Below are 23,368 nucleotides of genomic sequence, written 5' to 3'. Positions count from 1 at the left end.
ATACTCGACTGGCAAACACCGTATCAGGTTATGCTGACAAATTTGTCCAAAAATTCGGATTAAATTTGCAATCTACCATGATACCAATTATTTGCTCTGAATAGCACCTCTATTTTTAAACATTGACAAATTAATCAATCAAACAATTTCAACAGCCAAATAGTGTTAATTAGATAGCAAAAATTCGTCATTGAAACAGCCAGATATAGCAATTATCTTGTGTGCAATGCAACTATTTTGCAGGGTCCTGGAAGAATATTTACCCCCATATTCTCAAATGGTATACTGTTGGAAAGGCTTACGATAGTTCTGGAAAGAGGCTACGATTAATGAAACGGTTACCTTTACAAATGACGTTCTTTTCACAGGTGCATCCAGTAGCCTCGACAATCTACTTTGCTGAACTGATGGTTTGTCTGCTGCTCTTCAATCACGTGACTGTCGCATTAACAGAAATCGTTGGCCTGATCGTTTGTGGTTTCTATTACTTAGGCAAAGAATCGATGACTCAGCAATTAAAATTTGCCAGCAGCTTTTTGGTCCTGATTTTATTTTTTAATACTTTGTTAAATCAAAAGTTCCAGCCAATTCTTTGGCAATTTCACTGGGGCGTTCTAACTTACAGATTTTCCTACTCGGCATTTCTTTATGGCGTTGCAATGGCGTTGGTTCTCATCTCAATGTTGTTTGTTTTTGCGTTACTCAATGCTATTCTGACCCCGAATCGCCTCATCTACGTCTTCTCACCGATCACCCCCAGGCTAGCAATGCTAGTATCCATTTCATTTAGCTTAGTGGCCAACTTTATCTTAAAATTCAAGCGACTCATCACATTACAAAAAACTAGGAATTTAGATGTGTCCAGCGGCTCCTTACTGACAAGGATCAAAAAAGTCCTGCACATCTTTGAAATCATGCTTCAGGATTCCCTTTCGTCGGCAATGGAAACGGCAAATTTGATGGATGCCCGGGGGTTCGGTGCTACCAAACGCACCCATTATCGATCTTACCATTGGCAATCGTCCGATCTTGTTTTTATCTTATTTTCTTTCCTGCTATTATTAATGATTATTTATATCCGATTCCTCAACTTTGGTTGGAGTCGTTCAGTAGCGAATTTTACCAATATTTTTCACCCGGCGGATCTGTTGCCAATCGGCCTTTTATTAGTCCTCTTTTTATTACCCATTCTTTCTGAAGGGATCTATCGCGCATGCACAAATTAGTTTCTGTTCAGGATCTTTCATTCGCATATCCCGATCAGACCGTCAAAGTCTTGGATCACATTAACCTCACAATCAACTCAGGTGACTTTCTGCTCATTGCCGGCAACACGGGCAGTGGCAAGACCACCTTGCTGAACCACTTCAAAAAAGAATTGATGCCACTGGGAAATCGTCAAGGATACATTACGATTGATGGGACCGCAATTGATGACTTAACCAAATTGCAAAGCGCCCAAACTGTCGGCTACGTTGCCCAAGACCCCCAGGTTCAGCCGGTGATGTCAAGGGTCATCGACGAACTGGCTTTTCCACTGGAAAACATCGGCTGTCCCAGTGACGAAATTGAACGACGAATCACCGAATTGAGTAACTTTTTAGGGCTGGATCAATCACTAAATCGAGAAATTAATCAACTTTCCGGCGGCCAACTCCAACTAGTTAACTTGGCTTCGGTGCTAATTCTGCGTCCCAAAATCATCTTGTTAGATGAACCGACCTCTCAATTAGATCCATTAACCGCCCAGAATTTTCTGAATGTATTATATCGTGTTCAGCGTGAATTGGGGATCACAATTGTCTTGACAGAACATCGACTTAGCACCATCTCTAGTTTGGTCAATCGCATGATCCTTCTACAACACCAAACAATTACTTTCGATGGCTCACCAACAGACGGCATCAAAGAGATGTTTAAAGATGATCGGCTGACCTACTTTATTCCATCAATTCCAAAGTTATTCTTAGCCAATCAAATCACAGTTGGATCCTTGCCAATTTCTGTCGCTCAGGGACAAGCTGCTATTCAAGCTGCCAACTTAAAATTCATCCCAACTGCTAAACCAACCGTTCACCAATCAAATAGTGAGCAGCAGCCGCTATTGACCGCCAAAAACATTTCATTTACCTTTGACGGAACCCGCAACGTGGTTGATCATCTGGATCTAACCGTTAATCGAGGGGATTGGTTAGCCATCATCGGCAAAAATGGGTCTGGAAAATCCACCTTATTATCCTTACTGATCGGCCTCACAACGCCTCAACATGGCAAAATTAGATTCGAACAGCAGGTTGTTTGGAAAATCCGGACGGCGGATCGCATTAAGCGAATTTCCTTCCTGTCCCAAACCCCTAGCTTGCAATTTACTGCCGACAGTGTTCGCCAGGAGTTGGAAGTTCAGGCCAACCAACTCAAGCTGCGTGATCCAGCACAACAAATTAAGCAACTTGTCGCTAAATTCCATTTAGAAAAAATTCTCAATCAAAATCAATTTGACATTAGTGGTGGTCAACAGCAGCTGCTCGGCCTGGCAATCGCGTTAATGGCTAAGCCGGACTTGCTTGTCTTGGATGAAGCAACCAAAGGGCTTGATCCTTATACCAAGGTAATGGTCGGTAATACTTTGAAAGAGGCTCAACAAAACGGCGTTACAATTATCATGGCAAGTCACGATATGGAATTTTGTGCAGCATTCGCTGATCACTGTACGTTCATGTTTGATGGTCATCTCAACACGTTGTTGCCCACCACGGCATTTTTTGCCAACAACTTCTTCTTCACAACGCCAATCAACCGAATTGTGAGGGATCAGGTGCCGAACGCTTTGTTGGTTAACGATCTTACTTTAGAATCTGAAGGGAGGTGATCAATGTTTGAGAAAAGTGTTGGAGATCACCTATGTGTACCGATTGCTGATTGCCGTGCTTCTCATGGCAGCATTTCTAGTTTTGATACTATTGCTTAAAGGTCAACACTACCTGCTATTTAGCTTCATGATTCTAATATGTAGTATTCTCCCGGCATATTGGCGATTTGAACGAGAAACCATTAGCACCCAGACTTTGATGTTCATTGCTGTCTTAATTGCATTGGGAGTGGCTGGTCGGGTCCCACTGGCTTCAATTCCAGGGGTTCAAGCCGCCAGCTTCATCATCATTTTAAGCGGCATTAGCTTGGGACCGGAATTAGGATTCATCACTGGCGCAACAACCGCCTTAGTTTCAAATATGTTTCTTGGTCAGGGGCCTTGGACGCCTTGGCAAATGGTCGCCTGGGGGCTGATGGGCTTAACTGCTGGGCTGTTGAGCAATACCAAGCTGAGTCACAGCCTGATATTTATGATTATCTTTGCCTTTATCTGGGGGTTCCTGTTCGGTTGGATTATGGACCTCTGGTATGCGCTGGCCTATGTCTCACCAATTACCGTCAAGAGTTTCTTTCTAGCATATGCTTCAAGCTTTTTGTTTGATCTTAATCACGCGATTTCAAATGCCGTCTTAATTGCCCTATTTTATAAAGGGTGGCAGAAGTTGTTCAATCGCTTAGTTAAGAAGTATCGAATTTTACCTACTAAATAATTCATATAAAAGGAATGGGTCATTCATGAAATTAACAAGTAAATTATTATTAGTCTCCGCATCTGCTTTATTAACCTTTGGAGCTGTCCGCCCGGCCGTTACTGCCAGTGCTGCCAGCGTCAAGACTGCCAGCCGCAGTTATCAAAATACCAAGATCAAAGCGAGCTACCGCTATGCTAAAAAGATGCTCGTTAAAAATAAAACTGGTTTGTCCGGAAAGACTGCTTATATTTTCAGTAAGAAAGCTTACCCAACAACCGGAGCTGCTGGGGGTTACGCAGACTTCCTATTAAGCTTAAAAGGTTGGGGATACAAATTCACAACTAACCAAAAGAAACGGGTTGCTTCAAGCCTGGTCTTAAACAGCAAGAGTACCCCAGCCGATTTAGCTAATGCTATTCAAGGGCTCAAGTCAATTGGCATGAACCCAACCAAGTTCCGTCGTTCTGGCACTAAAAAGGCCGTCAACTTGGTATCAGTTTTATACCGCAAATCAATGAGTAACCAAACCGTGAACGTTAAGAGTCAGGTACTGTTGGCGCTCACAATGAGCTCATCATTCAAACGGCCATCGACTGCCAAGTTTTCAATTAACAGCTTAAGTAATTCTATTGTTAAGAATCAATTGAGCAACAACGGTTGGGCATACAATAATAAGCTCGACACAGTTGATTCAGATACAACCGCAATGGCTGTCACCGCATTAGTTCACGGCAAGGCCAATGCGAGTGCTTCAGCGATCACCAAGGGCCAATCATACCTGAAGAGTGCTGTTTACCCATCTGGTGCCTATGGTTACACCTTCAATGGCAAGAACATCCCTAACGGTAACTCAACTGCCGAAGCGATCATTGCATTATCAACCAAGCAAAATACGTTGAAATACGTCAATGGCACCAGCAAGTCAAGCCAAGCTGCCTCACCATTGTACGCAATGTTCACTTACGTTAATAAGACCGGTTCAATCAAAGGCGCTGCCAGCCAGTTGATCGGCGTCGGCCAGATTAACTTGGCAACCGCTGCGTACCGTCAAGCTTTGAATCATAAATCAGTTTATACAATCAAGTAATTCTTAAGTGAGAGGAAAAGATTTCATGAAAAAAGGACGCATTGTTGGCATTATTTTAGCATTTGTCCTGGTCATCGGAATTGGCTTTGGGGTTCAGCAAGTGATCGCTAACCGAGGAGATCATAAGCCGGCAACCGCCCTTTCGTCCAAGGCGGCCAGCTCGTCTTCACAAAAAGCGGCCAGCCAAAGCTCGAATGCCAAAGCAAATCCTAAGAAGAACAAAGCTAAGGAAAACTCACGTAAGTCTAAAGCTTCCTCAACATCTGGCAAATTAACTAAGAGCAGCAAATCAGCGAACCACGATACCACTGCGAACAAGAATGCCAATTCCAAATCAGCAACCAGTCATTCAGCCGCCACTTCGACTCAATCACAGTCGGCCAAAACTTCGACTCACAAACATGCTGGCAGCAGTGCAAATGCAACCAACGGCCACCATGCAAAAAAAGCCGCTGCCAAAAACGATTCAATTGGAACAGCGTATATCAAGGTGTCTGGTTACAAAAAGACCTTATACGCCGGTCACATGAACATCAGCAAGTCCGCCACCGCATTTTCACTGCTAAAACGGACCCACTTAAAGCTGGTCTATCAAAGTAGTCCCCACGTTTATGTCAGTTCAATCAACGGCTTAAAGCAAAATGACATTAAGGTCGGCAGTGGTTGGATGTACTCAGTTAACAGCAAATTCGTTGATAAAGCTGCCGATCAGAAGCGCATTACCCCTGGCGATACCGTTCACTGGTACTTCTCAGTAAACGGCCTCAGCGGTAAATAATGAATGAAAAGGTGAATTCTTGTGAAAAAGGCAATTTTTATTGGTGCAATCGGCTGTGGTAAAACAACGTTAATTCAGCGCTTGGATAAGTTGAAAATCTCGTACAACAAGACTCAGACCCTTGAGTTCTATTCAAATATTATCGATACGCCTGGTGAATACGTTGAACACCGCGCGATGTACTCTAACCTGATGACGTCGGCCATTGATGCCGATGTAGTTGTGTTAATGCAAAGCGCCCTTGATCCCCGAATTGTTTTGCCAACTGGGTTCAGTACCATGTTTACCAAGCCAACGGTTGGAATCGTCACTAAGATTGATATTGCAACTCCAGATCAGGTTGACCTGGTAAAAGATCGCCTTATCGATGCTGGCGCTGGTAAAGTGTTTGAGGTGTCAGCCGTGACCGGTAAAAATGTCAGTGAATTCACACAGTATTTGCAAGAGTAGCCAAACTAAAAAATGCGTTGATCCAGAAAAGTCAATTTTCTGAGTCAACGCATTTTTATGATCACTTTTTTATTCAAGATATATATTTCTCAATCTTTCGCAATCCGAATCTGACAACCCAACGATATCCCTTAAATATCCCTGGATACCACCAAATTCATAATTAATCAGGGTCATCGCCTGATCATAATAATCAATCGAAACCGATGATAAGTCCCGTAGTGATGCCATAAACGATCGGTTCATATGGGCCTTTCTGGCTAATGCAATTCGGTGATTAATTCTGGGAACCGAAAATTCATTGGTTAATAGATAATCAGCTCGAATCACTTCTTCTGGCACCCCGAGAACATTGAGCAACAGAATCGTCATCATCCCAGTCCGATCTTTCCCTGCTGAACAATGAAAGAGAACGGTCTCATTTTCGCCGTGAGTAGACAGATAGGAAAAGAATCGTTGGTAGGCTTGCTGCGGTTGTGGGTTAACTACCAATCGACGGTATGCATAAAGCATCCGCAAATACCCACTATGGGGATTGCTCGAATAAGCTTTCTGCAACCGTTCATTAGTTGTCCGGCTCTCAGTCTCGTCATCATCAAACAGTGGCAAATGAAGAAATTTCATTTGCGTGGGAATTTGATCTGGAAATTGCTTGCGTTCCGCATTTGACCGCAAATCAACATCCACCGTAATACCATAATCAAGCAGGGTTTGCTGGTCATCCTCAGACAACTCTGATAAATCCCCCGCCCTGACAAGCTTACGCCACTTGATTTTTCGGCCATCAACAGTTGAGTAACCACCGAGATCACGAATATTGACACTATGTGCTACTTCGATATGTCGATTAGTCGCCACCATTTTCAGACCTCCAAAAGCTTCAGATTACTTCGGCCAAACATTGCTGTAAGGAACGCCACCAGTAATGGGTGCCCCCAAGCGAGATTGACCGGTTACCAATTCTTCAGGCCACATTGGATCCATAAACAGTTTACTGCCAACGGCCAACATGTCCGCGTGAGCATCTTCCAAATTCTGCTGAGAACTCAATGCACCTGCTACCATTAATGGCAAGTCACCAACAGCTTTTCTGAAGATGTCTGGAATGGCAAAACTTTGCAGCTTATCACTGGTCAATGGCAATTGATTGTATTGCCGCAATGACAAACTCAAATAATCAATGCCAATTTCTTTTAGAACCATCGCCAGCATCAAATTGTCTTTGAGGGTCAATCCACCAGCTTCAATTTCTTCAGGTGACAGCCGGTAACCAATAATGAATGGCTTGTCAGCCAACTGTTTGGCAACGGCCTTTACTTGGTTAACTAGGAAAATTGGAAACTTCATTCGCTTAGCTAAGGAACCACCAAACGAATCTTGCCGCTGGTTCGAAAGCGGCGACATAAATTGCTGGAGCAAAAATGTATTCGCACCATGTAATTCAATCCCATCAAAACCAGCCTGGATTGCCCGTCTAGTTGCAGCGGCAAATTCATCAATAATGTCACTAATTTCTTCAGTAGTAAGTTCTTTTGGCATGTCCACGTAACCGTGGGTGGCTTTAATGGCACTTGGCGCCACAACTTCGTGGCCCTGCGTAATGTGCCCATTAGTCATCCGACCAGCGTGAACTAATTGCAAAATAGCCTTACCGCCACTAACATGGATGGCTTCAGCCAACTTGGTTAGGCCAGGAATCTTCTTATCATCAGCGGCACTCACCGAGCCGTAATCCGTATTCCCAGACGGTGAAACATAAGCTGAGCCAACAATATCCATGCCCACTTTCTGAGCATGCTGCTGATGAAAAAGGATATCGTTAAGACTCACACTGCCATCAAATAAGGATGACTGAATATTCAACGGGGCGAGAACGATCCGATTATTCAATTTGAAATCTTTCTTGATTTGATAATCATTCAAAATTTGTTGTAATTGCATAATGCTGTTCTCCACCTTTATGTTCTTGTGATTTTTGGAATATCAAAATCCAACAGATCGTGAAGCTTTTCAACCACTGCTTTGAGTGCTGATTCTACTTCTGAAACTTCGCCGATTATGACCACTGAACCACTAAATCGATCAATGAATCCAAGGGTTACATTGCTTGATTTGGTGGCAATATCACCCGCAATAATTGATGCTTCACTTGGCGTAATTGTCAGAATTCCAATGGCATCCCGATGAGCCTGTAGTCCGAGCTTTTCATAAATATCAGGCGTAGGATTGGCAACAATGTGGGCCAGGGTCACCTGTTTACCAGGAACGTATTCTTGAATACTCCGTTCAATATCTCTAGCCACTTTTACCACCCCATCCTGTTTTTTATCTGTTCAGCCGATTACTTTGGCCGTTTCTCGAGCAATAATTAACTCTTCATCGGTTGGAATTACGACAACTTTCACTTTGCTATCTGAAGTTTGAATTTCAATATCATTTGCTTGATTCTTTGCTTCGTCAATCTTGATGCCTAAATATTCAAGTCCTTCACAAACCCGAGCTCTAATTGGAGCAGAATGTTCGCCAACCCCAGCGGTGAAGGATAAGACCTTCAAGCCACCAAGATCTGTGGTATAAGCACCAATAAATTGTTGAATTTGATGAACATAGACATCAAGTGCCAATTTAGCACGCTGATTACCTTCAGCTTCTGCCTTCAAAACATCCCGAATATCGTTAGATACCCCTGAAATTCCTAAGACACCAGATTCGTGGTTCAACATGCTCCTGACATCTTCAGAGTCCAGATGCTCCTTTTCTTCAAGAAATGGTAAAATTTCCGGATCAATATCACCTGAACGAGTTCCCATCACCAGTCCAGCCAGTGGGGTAAAGCCCATTGAAGTGTTGACCGATCGACCATCCCTGATTGCACAGATGCTGGCACCATTTCCTAAATGACAAGAAATAAGCTTGTCAGCAACTTGTTCGCCAAAACGATCACGAACAACGCTATAAATATATTGATGCGACTGGCCATGGAATCCATAACGCCGGATCCCATATTTTTCAATATATTTATACGGTAAGGCGTATGTGTAAGCCTTTGGCGGCATTGTGCTGTGAAACGACGTATCGAATACGGCAACTTCTCGCGCTTCCGGTAACAATTTCTCAAAGGCTTCAATTCCTAACAAATTAGCCGGATTGTGTAAGGGAGAAAGCACTGACAATTCAGAAATTCGCTTGGCAACATCATCGTTAATCTCAACGGATTGCGTATAATAACTACCCCCATGAGAAACCCGATGACCAATGCCAACAATTTCCGACTTATCTTTGATTACACCACTTTCATTCAACGCTTGGATAACGAGCTCAGTTGCTTCCGTGTGATCTTTAACCGATTCGGTGGTGTTGTGCTTAGCGCCATCTGCCGTCTGGTAAGTAAAGACCGCATCAGGATGACCAATTCGATCAACCATTCCATGAATTAAGACCTGCTCATCGGGCATCAAATATAGCTTGAACTTCAGCGATGAACTCCCAGCGTTGATTGCAAGAATTTTCTCTACCATACTGTGCTTCCTCTCTGTCTCTAATTTAATTATTTGATGACTTTATCGTAAATTGCTTTCAAATCATCATCAGTTGGTACGACAGGATTTCCTGGGAAAGTACCGTCCTTCTTTGCATCAGCAACCACAACGTCCGTCTTCTTTTCAGCTTCTGCTGGGTCGATTCCGAACGCCCGTAAGGTTTGTGGGCAATCCATTTGAACCATCATTTGACGAATCTTAGCAGCAATTCGTTGAACGGCAATTCGATCACTCATCCCTTGGGATACCAAGCCGGTCTTCTTGATGGCAGCACCGTACTTGTGCAAGGCTTCTTCTGAATGACTGGCATTGTATTCAACAACGTGTGGCAAAAGCATTGCGCAAGCCAAACCATGCGGAACATGGAAGTTAGCACCCAATTGATGGGCAAGTGAGTGGCAAATCCCTAAACCGGCATTGTTAAACGCAATTCCAGCAGCACATGATGCTTCGTGAACAACTTTACGAGCTGCTTCATTATCACCATGTTTGTAGCATTCTACCAAACAGTGAGTAATAACATCGATTCCCTTTTCAGCTAAAGCATCAGTGATGGTATTAGCATCCCGTGAAACCAGTGACTCAAGTGAGTGAGTTAAAACGTCCAATCCCGAGAAGGCTGTGACACTCTTAGGGGCCGTCATCACAAGTTCAGGATCAAGTAACGCAATATCTGGAGTCAAATGATCTTTAATAATTGGCATCTTGGTATGATTCTTTGTATCAGAAACCACACTGGTGTTAGTTACTTCTGAACCAGTTCCACTCGTTGTTGGAATAGCAATAAATTCATCAATCGGATGTTGATAAACCTTCTCACCAAGGAAACGAATGGCTTTGCCAGTATCAATAGCTGAACCACCACCGATTCCAATCATCACATTAGGCTTAACTTTACCGAACTGTTCAACGCCTTCCATGATATTATCCAAAGGTGGATCAGGCTTTACGTCAGAAAAGATTGAAACATCATTGTTACCATCAACTTCACCCTTAATCTTGTCTAGGGTGGGGGTATTTGGCAAAAACGCGTCACAAACCATTAAAATCTTTTTGCCTTTTAAGGTCTGCAGCCAGTCTAAGCTGTCATTACCCGAGTAAATTTTAGTTGGAATTTGAATTTCTTCCATCTTATATTAGACCTCCCATGAACGCAATGAGAATCCTTCTGGGCAATTGAAGCGACGACGGCGAGTAAATGTCTTGGCAGTTGTTGTTCCTTCACCAGTTGGAGTAGCAATCGTTAACGCAGCGTCTCCACTCCAGTAACCATTATCGCCAACACCAGTTGCAGCAAATGTTGGGCCGTTAGCAACAAAGATTGACGTATTCATTCGGTGAGCTGCTTTATTAATGTGCGGAATATTTTCTGAGTGAATTGAGGCAGTATGGTGATTACCCATTTCAACTTCAATTGCGGTCTTCAAAACAGCATCGAATGTTGGGCAGGAAACAATTGGCAATAATGGCATTAACATTTCAGTCTTTACCAATGGGTGATCTTTATCGGCCTCAAAGATCACAACGGTTGGATGGCCTGTGTAAGATACACCAGCTTCATCCAGGATAAAGGTTGCATCCTTACCAACAAATTTACGATCAGGGGCACCATTTTCTTGAATCGTCATATGAGCAATTTCATCAATCTTACTCTGATCCGTTAACAAGAAGGCACCATCATTTTGCATTTTTTCAATCAGTTGATCCTTAACATCGGCTTGGACAACAACTTCCTTTTCAGCAGTACATAGGATGTTGTTATCAAATCCACATGAAGTGATAATATCATGAGCGGCCAAATCAAGATCGGCAGTATCATCAACCATGGCAGGTGGGTTACCAGCGCCGGCACCAATTGCTTTTTTACCACTAATTAATGCTTGGTGAACAACGGCAGGACCACCAGTTACAGCCAACATGTCAACATCTGGGTGGTGCATCATCTGTTGAACCGATTCAATGGATGGGGTTGCCAACGATACAACCAAATTCCGCAGACCGGTTGCTTTGTATACGAATTCATTTAAGTGCTCGATCATCCAACGCGTAATGTTCTTAGCACCTGGATGGGCACCAAAGAATAAGACATTGCCACCAGCAAGCATCATGATGGAATTGTTGATAACCGTTTCGCCGGGATTTGTACTTGGGCCAACACCACCGATAACGCCAAATGGTGTGTACTCATACATGATCATCCCACCATCGCCAGTTTCAACGTCTGGCTTCAAAATCTCAGGGCCAGCAGTGTTGTACAAGGCATTCTTCAGCTTGGTTTCCTTGGCTTCAACAGTTCCCATTCCGGTTTCATCCCGAGTTGCTTGGGCAATGTAGTGAATCTTTGGACCGAAGCCATCTTTAATTGCTTGAATGACCTTTTCACGAAATGCCATAGGTTTGTCAGCGTAAATTTCTTGAGCTTGTTTTGCAGCTGCAATCGCTTCATCAACAGTTTCAAAAATTCCGTTTCCTAAACCTGTGGGTTGGGCTTCATTATTATCAGAACCAGATTGCGATTGACCGCTTAATTCTTCTTTTAGAATTTTTCTGATTGCTTCTTCAATATTTTGTTCTTGCATATCTCACATACGCTCCTTAGAAAATTCTTGAACGGCTGCTTCGCAAATGGCTTGATCTTCTTCGATTAAGCCACCACTACAACCGATAGCACCAATCATCTGTCCATCCTCGATAAGTGGAATGCCCCCTGGGAATGAGACGAGCTTTCCATCAAGCATCGTTTCCATCTGATATAAAGGACCACCAGGTTGAATATCTTTACTAATGTCCTTGGTTGGCTCTTTCATCGCAATGGCAGACCATGCTTTCTTTGGCGCTAATGTGGAGCTAACCAAGTTTGCATTTGGCATATGGTACAACATCTGAACGGTTGTCGTGATATCCATAATACAAATTGTGACTCCAACGTGTAATTCGTCTGCCTTAGCAACAGCTGCGTCGATTACTTTTTCCATCTTATGACGGTCAAATGCATTTGAAGCGGTTGCATTTGATCCCTTAGATAAAACTTCTTTTACGATTTGATTAATTTGTTCTTTATCCATGGTCATTTACCCTTCTATCGCTTTACAGTATCGTTGAACAACTTTCTCGATAACCTTTTCCAGATAGTCCTGATGGTCTTCAGAACGGGCCATAATATACATGAAATCAGAAAGGCGATTGACATATCTCTCGATTTCCGGTCTTACGGGATTAACCTTCATAAACGCTACCAATTGTCGTTCAGCTCTTCTACATACCGTTCGACAAACATGAAGTTGAGCACCGGCAAGACTCGAACCCGGTAAAATGAAACTGTTAACTTTAGGCAATTGAGCAGTATAGTCATCAATAATTGACTCAAGATAATGAACATCGTCATCCGTTATAATTCTGCTTTGGGATCGGAACTTTTCAGCATCTTTAGTGGCAATTTCTCCCTGCAGGAAAAACATTCGGTATTCAACTCGCTGCAAGATTTTCTTGTTGCGCTCGCTGATACAAAACTTATCAGCCAGTGAAATGTTGGCATTCAGTTCATCAAACGTTCCATAAGTTGAGACCCGCAAAGAGTCTTTAGATACTCGCTCGCCGTCAAAAAGGCTTGTTGATCCTTTATCGCCGCCCTTTGTGTAAATGGCCATTTAAAATCCCTTCTTTTTTCATTTGTCGAATCGATCAATAATTCCTACAATCGAACAATCATTTACATCGTTTTGGACTTGACTGACCGTAGCTCGTCTTGCACCGGCACCACGTACTAATAGTACATATTCGCCAATTCCGGCTCCAACTGTATCAGCAGCGACTTCTTCGGACTTCGTAGGCTTGCCTTCAGAATCCACTGGCTGAACAATCATTAGTTTTCGGCCAACCAATGAACGATCTTTTTGGGTAGCTACGACGCTCCCCATTACTCGTGCCATATACAATTTTCATCAGTCCTCATTTGTATTATCATTTGTTTCAGCTGACTAATTTGTTCAGCCTCACCAGTAAGCTTTTGATTCGGAGTTACAACAACAATTGATTTATCCGGCAGCGTAGCAAGATCTGAACGACTGATTGCCTTCTGATAAAATGAAGTGACTGCCCGCTTTTGATCAACGACAAATGATACAGGCCAATCTAACAACATTTTTTTTGGAATAAAGTTGACCATCGATGAACTAATCTGAAAAGTAAAGTTTACTTGGAAACTAATCCCTTGTAATATCCACTTTGTCCAGGAATCGTCCAGATTCAGCCGGTAGATGTTGGCCAACAGTGGAATTGTCACGTTATCAATGGTCACATTGGCATAATCTGTATAAACACCCTGATCGGGCACTAGTCCCTCACTGGAATGATCAACTTCGTAAGATTGGTGTTCGCGCTGCCTGATTTTAGCCAGTACTTGCTCAACAATATGATCCATTTTGGCCACCAACCTTTGCTATTTGTTCAAAATCTCAACTTTCCTTTGGAAGAATAATGTGACCAACCGTGTCACCACGAACATTAGCTGCACTTGCTTCATCAGTATCCAAATGCATTTCTGTGACAAAATCTTTTCTTGGACGACAAACAACATCATCATACGTTGTCCGGCGTTCTGGCGAATCGATTCGTACAGAAACAATATCTCCTAGTTTGACACCAAAGCGTTGAGCATCTTCTAAACTCATATGGATGTGGCGTTTTGCAACAATGACTCCTTGAACCGTTATTTCAGCATCTGGCGTCTTAATTTTAACTGATGGGGCCCCATCGAGGTGACCAGACAAGCGAATGGGCGCATCAATTCCAAGTGTAAAACACTCTGAACGGGCAATTTCAACTTGTGAATGTGAACGATTTGGCCCAAGCACACGAACATTTTCAATCTTTCCAGAAGGTCCAATCAGTGTTGCTGTTTGGTTGGTTGCAAATTCTTCTGGCTGCTTTAATCGTTTTAGTATCGTCATCTTTTGATTTGGAAATAATGTGTTATAGTCCTCATCGGTTAAATGGATATGATGATTTGATACACCAATTGGAATTCGATAAGGGTCATTTTGCTCATCAATTACTTGACGAATTATTTGTCGAATCTTATCTTCAGTAATTTCCATAAATCACTAACCGTCCTTAGATTGAATTTGAATTATTTCTTGTCAATATTTGGCAAGATACCTTCAACTTCTGAATGTGGACGAGGAATGACGAATGAAGTTAATACTTCACCAACGTTTTCTGCAGCAGAAACTCCTGCGTCAACGGCAGCTTTAACGGCACCAACATCACCACGGACCATAACAGTTACCAACCCACTACCAATCTTTTCTTGACCAATTAAAACAACGTTAGCTGCTTTAACCATTGCATCGGCTGCTTCGATAGAGCCAACTAATCCTTTTGTTTCGATCATTCCAAGTGCGTTATTCATAATAAATTCCTCCTAATTTGTTTACTTCTTAGTTTGTTTTCTAGGTGTTCGTCGAGTATTTGACCGCTTACTACGTGCTGCCTGACTCGTAGACTTACTAGTTGTTTTAGAACTAGTGGACTTTGTGGTGGCAGCCCTCGTAGTTGCCGGCTTATTATCTGACTTATCGGCAGGCTTTGTTGCCGCTTGAGCTGTCGGCTTTATTTCAGACTTTGACTCATCCTTCTTAGTAGAAGCAGAACCAGGCGTGGTACTTGACCCACCATTAGAACCACCACCTTTTGGACCGTCATCTTTTGGATTGGCGTTGGTAGCTGATCCGCCATCCGGTCCATCATCATCTGGGCCATCGTCATCGGAATCATCATATTCAGTTGCAGCATCAAATTTACTCTTGATGGCATCATTTTTACCTAACTCGCTAATTCCCGGTGCGGGATTGGCAATTACCATCGAGCCAGCAACCCGATCGCCCATTTCGCCTTTCCCAGCATCAATCGCTGCTTCAACAGCGGCAACATCGCCAGTAACTGAAACGGTAATCCAACCATTACCTTTTGTATTCTCAAGAAACTTTAATTGAACTTGAGCAGTTTTAAGCATTCTATCAGCAGCAACGATCGCACCAGACAGACCCTCGACTTCTAGATATCCAATTGATTCCATAAATCACTCACCTGTCCTTATTTCTTAAATGGTACTCCTTTGACCAATCTTGCGGCATTGGCACCGATCTTTCTGACATTTGTCGGATTGTCGATAGGAACCACAAAAAGTGGCTCATTTGGGTTTAAATTTTTGTAATGAACCACAATTTGTTGATCGTCAAACGAGATGCCAACCGATAAACGTGAGGCCACTGCCGCTTGATAGGCTCGATCGACAGCTGAACTAGAATCCGCTACCTGTATCATTTGGAAAGGAATTTGCTCCTCTTCGATTCCATGTAGCATTGGTTCCAAATTGCCAGGAAGTTTGTTATTCAATTTGTCGGATAAAGCTATTAAAATTGCCGGTCTATCATTATCGATTGCCATGTGCTATCCTCTTTTCTCGCTTGAATATGAAAGAATTAACCCAGTTGCAACGGCGTTTCGTGGGCCTTCAATTGACCGAATGTTTCCACGCCCAGCTACCAAGTTATAATGTGACAATGCATCAGTCACAAGTTGAGGAATTTCAAAATCAAGAGCAGATCCTCCAACGATCACAACAAACGGAATATCTCGAATGTTTCCTGTTGGACTAACATGTCTCAAAGCCCGGAGTGCATTCGTTACAAATACTCGTTTCTTGGCAGTTTGTCGGACAATCTTGACTTTCTCAATACTCAGATTACCCGGAAGTGGCTCATAACCATCTGGCTTAATTGCAACAACTCTCGCAAACAAATTTGATGGCAAGGGTTTCTCAAAGAATTGAACTGAGCCATCTTCATGTCTCAACTGAAAGAGATTTTCTACTTTAGCAAGCGGATAACGCTTAATGTCCTCAGCCAAGTAAATATCATCTAGTCCAAGCTCAGAGTTGATTATCATTGTAACCATATCCCCAGCACCAGCAAGATGAATTGCGACCTTTTTATCCTCTTTATTAATAATTGATGCGTCAGTAGACCCAGCACCTAAATCTAGGATCGCCATTGGTTTACTGGTACCTGGAGTTGTTAATGCGCCTAATATTGCAGCTTCAGCTTCAGCCCCACCAATTTCAACAGGAACGCGCAAATCTTGTTCAATCAAGTTCGCAATAATTTGCATTTGTAAATGATCCGATTTAACCATTGCAGCAATTCCAACTGCTTGCTCCATGGAGAACTCGCCGGCAAGTCCGCCAGTAACCTTAACCGGAACGGAGGTATTAACTGCAAGTAAATCCTGGATAGCAATATCTTGATTTTGCTTGCCGGTCAAATCAGCCATCGTTTGCCGAACCTTTTCAAGCATACCGCCAACGTTAGTTCCTGACTTACCAGTGATATCATCAATTGAATCAAACTCATTAACCGCTTTCATAATTGCTTCAGCACCCGCGGCAACATCAACTTGAGCTTTTCCTTTATTACCAGTAATATAAACAGTTCCGGCAGGAATTACCCGAGCTTTAACATCACCTTTTGGTGTTTTAATCACAACCGCTGAGCGATTTCCAATCAATGCCCTGGCAACCGGTACAATGTTTTTCGTTTCTTCAGATGTTAATCCGAATAGAGTCGCAATCCCATACGGATTAGATAATTGAGAAATAACTTTACCCTGTGGGGCAACTTCAACAGCTGCTAGCATCCCTAATGGAACTTTATCAATTCGGGCAACTTCATCAACAATCGGAATTTTGTTTTGTAATCGATTATCAACGAGGACACCATCATCACTTTGCATAATCGCAGCGGTAATATGGAAGCCCGATGCGACATATGCATCAATTAGCTTTGCCGCATCAGCAAAATCAACATCTTTAGGAATTAAAACAATGTAGTTGCGTGAATGATCACTTTCATGAAGTAATTGTAAAAGTTGAACCGTATATCCAGAACCCGTTCCTACACCACCTGGAGTACCAGGATTATGACCAATCATCGTTGACTCGGTAATAATCGTTTCAGTAATCGTTTCCATCGCAACATCACCAATAACTGGTGTTGCTTCATTAATTCTTATCAAATTAACTGACGACAGATCGGTATGAGTAGAATTCAAAACATTGTCAATTGACTTTTTAACGCCAATCAAATTCTGCTTTGTTCCTTTAATTCCAGTTGTAGCTGCAATTCCCGATCCCAGAAATTTAACTTCGCCACTATCAGACACATCAGCGAGGGCAACTTCAGTTGAAGAATTACCAATATCAACACCAATCACACGTGTCATGCTAAAACCCCTAACTAGATATTAATTATCACCTTTAAGTTTCTTGTTCTTCTCATAGTTTTCAGCAGCTTCTGCAAACCAATTTGCACAAACAGGTGCATTATACTTATCTCGCAGTTCGCTCGACATATCTAATAATTCTTGCTTACTTGAACGATAAGGACGTAAAGCATTATATAGTTGAAGAAGTCGATCATCAGGAATTTGAGTTAATTCTGCAGCTCTCTGGAAGTTCTTCTGAATTGCAACTCGTCCAGCGCTAGCAGCAATTTGCCCCTGCATACGCAGTGTATCTGGGGTAATTCGTAAATCCTTTGGGCCAACAGTGCCATCAACAACATTATCTAGTGTGATGTCATGTAAGCTCTTTCCTGTTGGGGATTTAACCTTATCAGGATGTTTTTCAAAAAGTGGATAATCATTTCGACCTAGTTCACTATCAGAATTTGTCGGAGTTGAAGTTGATGTTGAACTGGATGCTGATGAGTTTTCATCTTTCAACTGACTCATGATTTTATTTACTAATGAATCTACCTCGCTCATATTGACCCTCCTTAATTAAATGATACTTGAATTTCATCGGACGGTTTACCAGGAACTACCTGCTTCGTTTCTTGAATATGCATCAAAGCAGACAATGCTTGATATTGCACACGAGCCATCTGATCATTCACAGTAGGAACAGGATTAGGAGACATCCCTTTTGCATATTGAGCTGCGTTTTTACCAATTGCTCGATACGTATCCAATGTCAGCACCGGTGCCTGTGGGAATAATTCCAAATTACTCAATGGTTCTTGGTCCTTTTGATGAATGATCGCTGTTCCTTTTGATTGAATCGCAACAGAAATTCCAGAACCTGAAAGTTGATCAGCGTCAACAGAACAGAAAGAAACGTCTGAGGTACGATAGACTTTTACAACCCGAGCCTTCAAACCTTCCTCTTCAATTCCGGCAATAACCTGACGTAAAACATCCTTATGAGGTAATTTGGTCATTGTTCGTGTTAATACTTCTGCAAATGCTGGCGCAACCGCGATGACAACTTCATCTTTTGACAATCCTGGTTTGGCTACGCCAACATGTTTGAACCAGTCAACTGGTTTGATATCAGAAGTCTGACTACTTGAAGGTGCAGCTTGAGTTGCTGTCGCTGCTGAGTTTCCAGAATCATTAAACGAAATTGGTGTATCAGTGTTTTTCATTTCACCTATAACGTCTTTAATAATACTTCTTAATAATGTTTCATCTATTTCTTGACTCATCTAAATTTGCCTCCCTTCAAAAGTCGTACTAGAAGTCCATATGTTGTGGATCCATAGCCCATGGAATATCTTTAATCTTGTCCCATGTGTCTTTATCTTCCCACAAACGGTACCCAGTACCAGGGCCTTGATAATCGTTAGGATTGTCAATAGCTGAAATGCAGTGCCAATTCTTATCAAAAATGGCAGACGTTTGAAGGTAATCACCACAAACTTTTTGCTGTGCCAAAGCAAGAACAGCTTGAGCAACATCGTTAAATCCGTGATCATGAAGTGCCTTAATGATATCTGAAACAGTAATACCACGATCCATTAAGTCTTGTGCTGCCTTCATATCCTGAACCATATCTCGCTTAGGCATATCGTCTGAGTTGCTTGCATAAGTTGCAGCTTCAACTTCTTCATCAGTAATTGCTGGTAATCCTAATCCATCAAAAACAGCTTGAATTGCCTTAGCGGCTTTATTTCTGATCTTAATAGCATCTTCTTCATGGATAGGTAAAATACCACCGTTAACAGCCAAATCACGTTCCATTGCGCAATAATCATCATAATCTAAAACATCCATGTTAGAACCTGCGAAGGTGTTGTCACGGTTTTCTTCAGCAGCATAACCGGATGAAATGTAGTCAGTTCCGGCAATGAATTGACCAATCATTCGTTCAGTTCGACGAATATCAGAATGTGAGAATGCTTGATCACAACCAGAAGCACACTCAATATCCATCATCATGCACATCAAGTTTTCACCAAGGACTTCACGGATACCACCGGGCACAGCACCTGGGATACCAATACAACTAACACCACCGTTTTGTAATCCTTGAACACCTGATGCTTTGGTAATAAAGATACAACGAGCTTCCAAGTACAGCATTGATTTGCCTTCAGTGTAGCCCATCATAGCTTCTGAACCAGCACCTGAAGTAAATCGCATCTTCAATCCACGAGATGCATAACATGAAGCCAAGAACCCTTTTGACCAAGGTGTATCATCACCATCAGTAAATACTCGGTCGGTTCCATAAACTGAAATAGTTTCAGCGTAAGCAGTGAATCCACGCATCCCTAAACTCAATTCTTCAGATTCCTCAACAGAACATTGAGTAATAACACCTGGACGACCTGTTTGTGACCCAACCATAATTGAAATGGCATTCATTGGGGCATAACGGGCAATCGCAGTAGTCGTTTCTTGTTCTGGAAATCCTCGAAGAGCAGCTTCAGCAGCATCAGCAGCGATTTCAACTGGGTTATCCAAAGTGTTAGTAATATGACATTGAGTAGCCGGTGTTCGACGTGGTCGCATCTTTTGAACAGCCACAATCATTTCACCAAAGTTTAACTTGCTAATAACTTCCTCGGCTTTGGCTGGGGTGATGGCCGTAGTGTATTTAATGATTTCTGAACGCGATACATTAGGATCAACAAGCATGTGAGCAATCTTTAATGAATCAGTGTTCATTGCCATTTCAGCATTGTCCAAATTAAGACCATATTCTGCAATGTACTTATCAATTAAATCAAAGTCTTCTTTTTTCTTACCATCAAGTTCAGTAATTTCACCGTTCTCTAATTTGATACTAGGCTTAGGATCGTTCTTACCTTCCAGGGCAACTAATCCTTCGTCATCCCACTCTTTAACAAAACCATCCAAATGAACTGGACGTTTCTCTAATTTTTCAAATCTCTTTTGACGTTTCAATTGTGTTCCTCCTTTCGACTACTTAATGTAAGATGGGAAGTCATTAACGGGCTTCTCACCCATCGCACCAAGTAATTTCAGTCCGACTTCTCGGCCGGCCTTAACGGCTTGTCTTACGGCACCTGAATCACCACTAATATGAACCATCCCTTCGTTTGAGAAGCTGGTTCCATGCCCTGGCGATGCAAATGATAAAACATTAACACTAGCCGTTTTAATTGCGGTATCGGCCATAATGACTCCGATGCCTGAAGGAGCACCACAAATCAAACCGTATGCTTTACCTTCTGGAGCACCAAATGCTGCGTGACAAGCACCTGCTGCCCGAGCAGTGAATTGTAATTCCAAATGGCCAGCCGCCGAATTATAAACGTCGCCAAAGGTCGTACTCAACGTGTCTAACGCAACCTTAATGGCTGAACGTACATCCGATGGGTCATACCCACCAATTAAAATTAAGGAACCATGTCCAGCACCGCCCTTTGTATCACGGGGGAGCTCGATATCGATTACTTCTGTATTGGTTGCTTTAACTGCTTCATCCATGGCCATAATATGTGGCCCAGCTCCAGAACGAGCACTTAGTACACCCAATACTGAATACCTCTTAGTTACATGAAGTTGATCTAACAATAAAGGATCAACACTTGGAATACACATTCCAATGGTGTCACCGATTTTTCGAGTTCCAACTAATTCAGGAACGGCACTAGTAGAGTTTAAGAAATCATTCATTTGCTGTCCTCCTGACGACTTTGACTGATCCTCACCCTTAACCGAAATACCTTTTTTCATCATTTCGTTAAGGACTTGCTCAACTAACGCATCATTATCTTTATCCATAATTATTACCTACATAATCATCAAATTTTTTCTAAATTATCAGTTTACTTTGAGGCAGCGTTCTTTAAATCATTAGGATCTGGAAGAATCTTCTCAACATCCGTGTGTGGACGTGGAATGACATAGTTGGAAACAACTTCGCCGATGTTTTCTGCGGCTGATACACCTGCATCAACAGCTGCTTTAACAGCACCAACATCACCACGAACCATCACAGTTACCAATCCGTGACCGATTTTTTCCTGACCAACTAAGTTCACATTGGCTGCTTTAACCATCGCATCGGCAGCTTCAATGGATGCTACAAGACCTTGAGTCTCAATTAAACCTAAAGCTTCTTGTTCCATGTGAAATTCCTCCTAAGTGTGTTGAACCAATCTCTCGGTTCGCGAAATTGTGAACCGTTGGACTAATTCAATTGTTTTTGAAAACACTTTCAGTATAAGGAATTTGCATTATGATATCTTAAACAAGTTCATCTTTAAAATAACAATATTTGAAAACGGTTACACAACAAAAGATAAAATAACAAGAAAGTACTAACTATTTCAATGATTTATCTTGTAATCGCGATTTGATTATCATAAAATTGAATCAAGGTGGAAGCGGTTCCACTATACAATTGTAATTGGCTTCATAAATGACTAGGGGGCACGATAATGATCACCTATTCTCTCAAACAGAAAGACTATCAAACGCTAGCTGAAGCAATCAACACTTTTTCTGGGATTACTCAAATTGACACAGCCTTTTATACCTTGGATGGCCAACTTTTGAAAAATGGGAGTATTTTCCAACAACCAGAAGATGTCCAGCAAAGTCTCAACGTTTATTCTGACGAGATCTTTTCGATCTTTCCAGTGACAATGAATTACAAACTCTGGGGGCTCGTTATTTGCAATTCTGTCAACGTCTCACAGCAACGAATATCGTTATCAAGAAACTATTTAGAAAACATTATTGGGCAAATATTTGAATCAGACACTGACGTTAACATTTCCGTCTGGGATGCGCTTGGAAGTGAAGGCATCTCTGCACTCCGGAACTTCGACACTTACTTAAGAAATGAAGCGAGCAAAAAGATATCGTCAACACCGGTTGAGTCAATGCCCGCAATCAATGGCGGAAAAGCCAGTGAAGCTAATTCGCTTGACGATGATGCTTCCGGCAACATCTATCACAGCCTAGAGGCCTGTCTTAACTACATCAAAAGCAATATTGATCAGACCATCTCACTAGACGAAGTTGCCCAACACGTATTCCTGTCGCCATCGTATTTGAGCCGCATATTCAAAAAAACTATGCACGTGAACTTTATTGATTACATCAATAATCAAAAGATTGCCGTTGCAGGTGAAAAGCTCTGTTTAAGCGAGTCGCCAGTAAGCCATATTGCCAAACAAATTGGCTTTGCACAAACCAGCTACTTTACCAAAATTTTCAAGCAGCATACCGGTTTAACTCCTTCTGAGTTTAGACAGCGAAACGCTTCAATCCAGAAGATCGTGACAATCCATCGCGACCTGACATGGAAGGATAGCGACAGCGTCTATGATGTTTCTAAGCAGTATTTTCAAGATCATAATATTAGCTATTATTCCCAACCCGTCAATGGGTTCCCGTACATCAACAGTATTGCTGGGTTAGCCGATTCCTCAGGTCAACGCGGATGGATATTCACCGTTGATTGCAAGCAGCCCAACGCTTCATCGATGTTAGTCCCAGTGGCAGGCAAGTCGGTTATTCAGTGGATTTATACCGAATATCCGGGTGATTGACTTTTTTAATGACGACAAATAGGCCTTTAACAGCATTTTTTGATGGCTGTTGAAGGCTTTTGGTTTTGGGATTATGCGGT

The 23,368-nt window shown here is 42.2% G+C and carries 27 protein-coding genes; 7 read left to right on the top strand and 20 right to left on the bottom strand.

Annotation, left to right across the window (positions count from 1 at the left end; all coding sequences use genetic code 11):
- Positions 1-329 precede the first annotated feature (329 nt).
- From QUF07_RS04940 to QUF07_RS04915, 6 genes are all read left to right on the top strand, one after another.
- The gene (locus QUF07_RS04940; RefSeq protein ID WP_217161795.1) at positions 330-1,226 is read left to right on the top strand and encodes an energy-coupling factor transporter transmembrane component T; all 897 of its coding nucleotides are present in this window, start codon (positions 330-332) and stop codon (positions 1,224-1,226) included.
- Positions 1,214-2,869 (top strand): ABC transporter ATP-binding protein, encoded by a 1,656-nt coding sequence (locus QUF07_RS04935; RefSeq protein ID WP_289426911.1) that lies wholly within the window; start codon positions 1,214-1,216, stop codon positions 2,867-2,869. Before QUF07_RS04940 ends, QUF07_RS04935 begins: the two co-directional genes overlap by 13 nt.
- A 64-nt stretch (positions 2,870-2,933) precedes the next feature.
- Positions 2,934-3,581: an ECF transporter S component gene (locus QUF07_RS04930; RefSeq protein ID WP_289426912.1), complete on the top strand. Its 648-nt coding sequence runs from the start codon at positions 2,934-2,936 to the stop codon at positions 3,579-3,581.
- Positions 3,582-3,606: 25 nt separating this feature from the next.
- Positions 3,607-4,650: a prenyltransferase/squalene oxidase repeat-containing protein gene (locus QUF07_RS04925; protein ID WP_217161791.1), complete on the top strand. Its 1,044-nt coding sequence runs from the start codon at positions 3,607-3,609 to the stop codon at positions 4,648-4,650.
- Between the two features lie 25 nt (positions 4,651-4,675).
- Positions 4,676-5,428, top strand: a complete 753-nt coding sequence (locus QUF07_RS04920; protein WP_217161789.1) for a DUF4430 domain-containing protein — start codon at positions 4,676-4,678, stop codon at positions 5,426-5,428.
- A 21-nt stretch (positions 5,429-5,449) separates the two neighbouring features.
- Positions 5,450-5,878 carry a EutP/PduV family microcompartment system protein gene (locus tag QUF07_RS04915; protein ID WP_217341404.1) on the top strand — a complete coding sequence of 143 codons (429 nt, stop codon included), beginning with the start codon at positions 5,450-5,452 and terminating at the stop codon, positions 5,876-5,878.
- A gap of 69 nt (positions 5,879-5,947) precedes the next feature.
- Here QUF07_RS04915 and QUF07_RS04910 read toward each other — a convergent pair whose 3' ends face one another.
- The 20 genes from QUF07_RS04910 to QUF07_RS04815 are packed head-to-tail and all read right to left on the bottom strand — an operon-like array spanning position 5,948 to position 21,857.
- Complete coding sequence (locus QUF07_RS04910; protein WP_289426910.1) at positions 5,948-6,739, bottom strand: tyrosine-protein phosphatase; 792 nt, start codon at positions 6,737-6,739, stop codon at positions 5,948-5,950.
- Positions 6,740-6,763: 24 nt separating this feature from the next.
- Positions 6,764-7,819 carry an oxidoreductase gene (locus tag QUF07_RS04905; RefSeq protein WP_289426909.1) on the bottom strand — a complete coding sequence of 352 codons (1,056 nt, stop codon included), beginning with the start codon at positions 7,817-7,819 and terminating at the stop codon, positions 6,764-6,766.
- A gap of 17 nt (positions 7,820-7,836) precedes the next feature.
- Positions 7,837-8,181, bottom strand: a complete 345-nt coding sequence (locus QUF07_RS04900; protein ID WP_054748916.1) for a BMC domain-containing protein — start codon at positions 8,179-8,181, stop codon at positions 7,837-7,839.
- A 30-nt stretch (positions 8,182-8,211) separates the two neighbouring features.
- A complete protein-coding gene (locus tag QUF07_RS04895; protein ID WP_217161781.1) occupies positions 8,212-9,396 on the bottom strand; it encodes an acetate/propionate family kinase in 1,185 nt (394 codons plus the stop codon).
- Between the two features lie 29 nt (positions 9,397-9,425).
- The gene (locus QUF07_RS04890; protein ID WP_289426908.1) at positions 9,426-10,547 is read right to left on the bottom strand and encodes a 1-propanol dehydrogenase PduQ; all 1,122 of its coding nucleotides are present in this window, start codon (positions 10,545-10,547) and stop codon (positions 9,426-9,428) included.
- Positions 10,548-10,553: 6 nt separating this feature from the next.
- Positions 10,554-11,996: an aldehyde dehydrogenase family protein gene (locus tag QUF07_RS04885; protein WP_217161777.1), complete on the bottom strand. Its 1,443-nt coding sequence runs from the start codon at positions 11,994-11,996 to the stop codon at positions 10,554-10,556.
- A 3-nt stretch (positions 11,997-11,999) separates the two neighbouring features.
- The gene (locus QUF07_RS04880; RefSeq protein WP_054748918.1) at positions 12,000-12,482 is read right to left on the bottom strand and encodes a GlcG/HbpS family heme-binding protein; all 483 of its coding nucleotides are present in this window, start codon (positions 12,480-12,482) and stop codon (positions 12,000-12,002) included.
- Positions 12,483-12,488: 6 nt separating this feature from the next.
- Positions 12,489-13,064, bottom strand: coding sequence for a cob(I)yrinic acid a,c-diamide adenosyltransferase (locus QUF07_RS04875; protein WP_217161775.1), 576 nt, complete (start codon positions 13,062-13,064; stop codon positions 12,489-12,491).
- Positions 13,065-13,082: 18 nt separating this feature from the next.
- On the bottom strand, positions 13,083-13,352 hold the full coding sequence (locus tag QUF07_RS04870) for a EutN/CcmL family microcompartment protein (protein ID WP_054748920.1): 270 nt from the start codon (positions 13,350-13,352) through the stop codon (positions 13,083-13,085).
- Positions 13,334-13,837: a PduM family microcompartment protein gene (gene pduM, locus QUF07_RS04865; RefSeq protein WP_289426907.1), complete on the bottom strand. Its 504-nt coding sequence runs from the start codon at positions 13,835-13,837 to the stop codon at positions 13,334-13,336. Before pduM ends, QUF07_RS04870 begins: the two co-directional genes overlap by 19 nt.
- Before the next feature lie 34 nt (positions 13,838-13,871).
- Positions 13,872-14,507: a phosphate propanoyltransferase gene (locus QUF07_RS04860; RefSeq protein WP_217161837.1), complete on the bottom strand. Its 636-nt coding sequence runs from the start codon at positions 14,505-14,507 to the stop codon at positions 13,872-13,874.
- A gap of 38 nt (positions 14,508-14,545) precedes the next feature.
- Positions 14,546-14,830, bottom strand: a complete 285-nt coding sequence (locus QUF07_RS04855) for a BMC domain-containing protein (RefSeq protein WP_275453022.1) — start codon at positions 14,828-14,830, stop codon at positions 14,546-14,548.
- Positions 14,831-14,848: 18 nt separating this feature from the next.
- Positions 14,849-15,493 (bottom strand): BMC domain-containing protein, encoded by a 645-nt coding sequence (locus QUF07_RS04850; protein ID WP_289426906.1) that lies wholly within the window; start codon positions 15,491-15,493, stop codon positions 14,849-14,851.
- Positions 15,494-15,510: 17 nt separating this feature from the next.
- Complete coding sequence (locus QUF07_RS04845) at positions 15,511-15,864, bottom strand: glycerol dehydratase reactivase beta/small subunit family protein (protein ID WP_217161769.1); 354 nt, start codon at positions 15,862-15,864, stop codon at positions 15,511-15,513.
- A 3-nt stretch (positions 15,865-15,867) separates the two neighbouring features.
- Positions 15,868-17,697 carry a diol dehydratase reactivase subunit alpha gene (locus tag QUF07_RS04840; RefSeq protein ID WP_217161767.1) on the bottom strand — a complete coding sequence of 610 codons (1,830 nt, stop codon included), beginning with the start codon at positions 17,695-17,697 and terminating at the stop codon, positions 15,868-15,870.
- A gap of 21 nt (positions 17,698-17,718) precedes the next feature.
- A complete protein-coding gene (locus QUF07_RS04835) occupies positions 17,719-18,240 on the bottom strand; it encodes a diol dehydratase small subunit (protein ID WP_217161765.1) in 522 nt (173 codons plus the stop codon).
- Positions 18,241-18,251: 11 nt separating this feature from the next.
- A complete protein-coding gene (locus QUF07_RS04830) occupies positions 18,252-18,962 on the bottom strand; it encodes a propanediol/glycerol family dehydratase medium subunit (RefSeq protein WP_217161763.1) in 711 nt (236 codons plus the stop codon).
- 28 nt (positions 18,963-18,990) lie between these two features.
- The gene (locus QUF07_RS04825) at positions 18,991-20,667 is read right to left on the bottom strand and encodes a propanediol/glycerol family dehydratase large subunit (protein WP_289426905.1); all 1,677 of its coding nucleotides are present in this window, start codon (positions 20,665-20,667) and stop codon (positions 18,991-18,993) included.
- An 18-nt stretch (positions 20,668-20,685) separates the two neighbouring features.
- Entirely contained in the window at positions 20,686-21,510 is an 825-nt protein-coding gene (gene pduB, locus QUF07_RS04820; protein WP_217161758.1) for a propanediol utilization microcompartment protein PduB, read from the bottom strand.
- Positions 21,511-21,554: 44 nt separating this feature from the next.
- Positions 21,555-21,857, bottom strand: coding sequence for a BMC domain-containing protein (locus tag QUF07_RS04815; RefSeq protein WP_217161756.1), 303 nt, complete (start codon positions 21,855-21,857; stop codon positions 21,555-21,557).
- Between the two features lie 312 nt (positions 21,858-22,169).
- Between QUF07_RS04815 and QUF07_RS04810 the strand changes: the two genes are divergently transcribed.
- The gene (locus tag QUF07_RS04810) at positions 22,170-23,288 is read left to right on the top strand and encodes a helix-turn-helix domain-containing protein (protein ID WP_289426904.1); all 1,119 of its coding nucleotides are present in this window, start codon (positions 22,170-22,172) and stop codon (positions 23,286-23,288) included.
- Positions 23,289-23,368: the final 80 nt, after the last annotated feature.

Origin of the sequence: Lentilactobacillus sp. TOM.63 (assembly GCF_030361045.1) — a bacterium.
In the GTDB taxonomy this organism is placed as follows: domain Bacteria; phylum Bacillota; class Bacilli; order Lactobacillales; family Lactobacillaceae; genus Lentilactobacillus; species Lentilactobacillus dabitei.
Note: the sequence above shows the minus strand (reverse complement) of the source record. Positions and strands in the feature narration are given on the sequence as shown.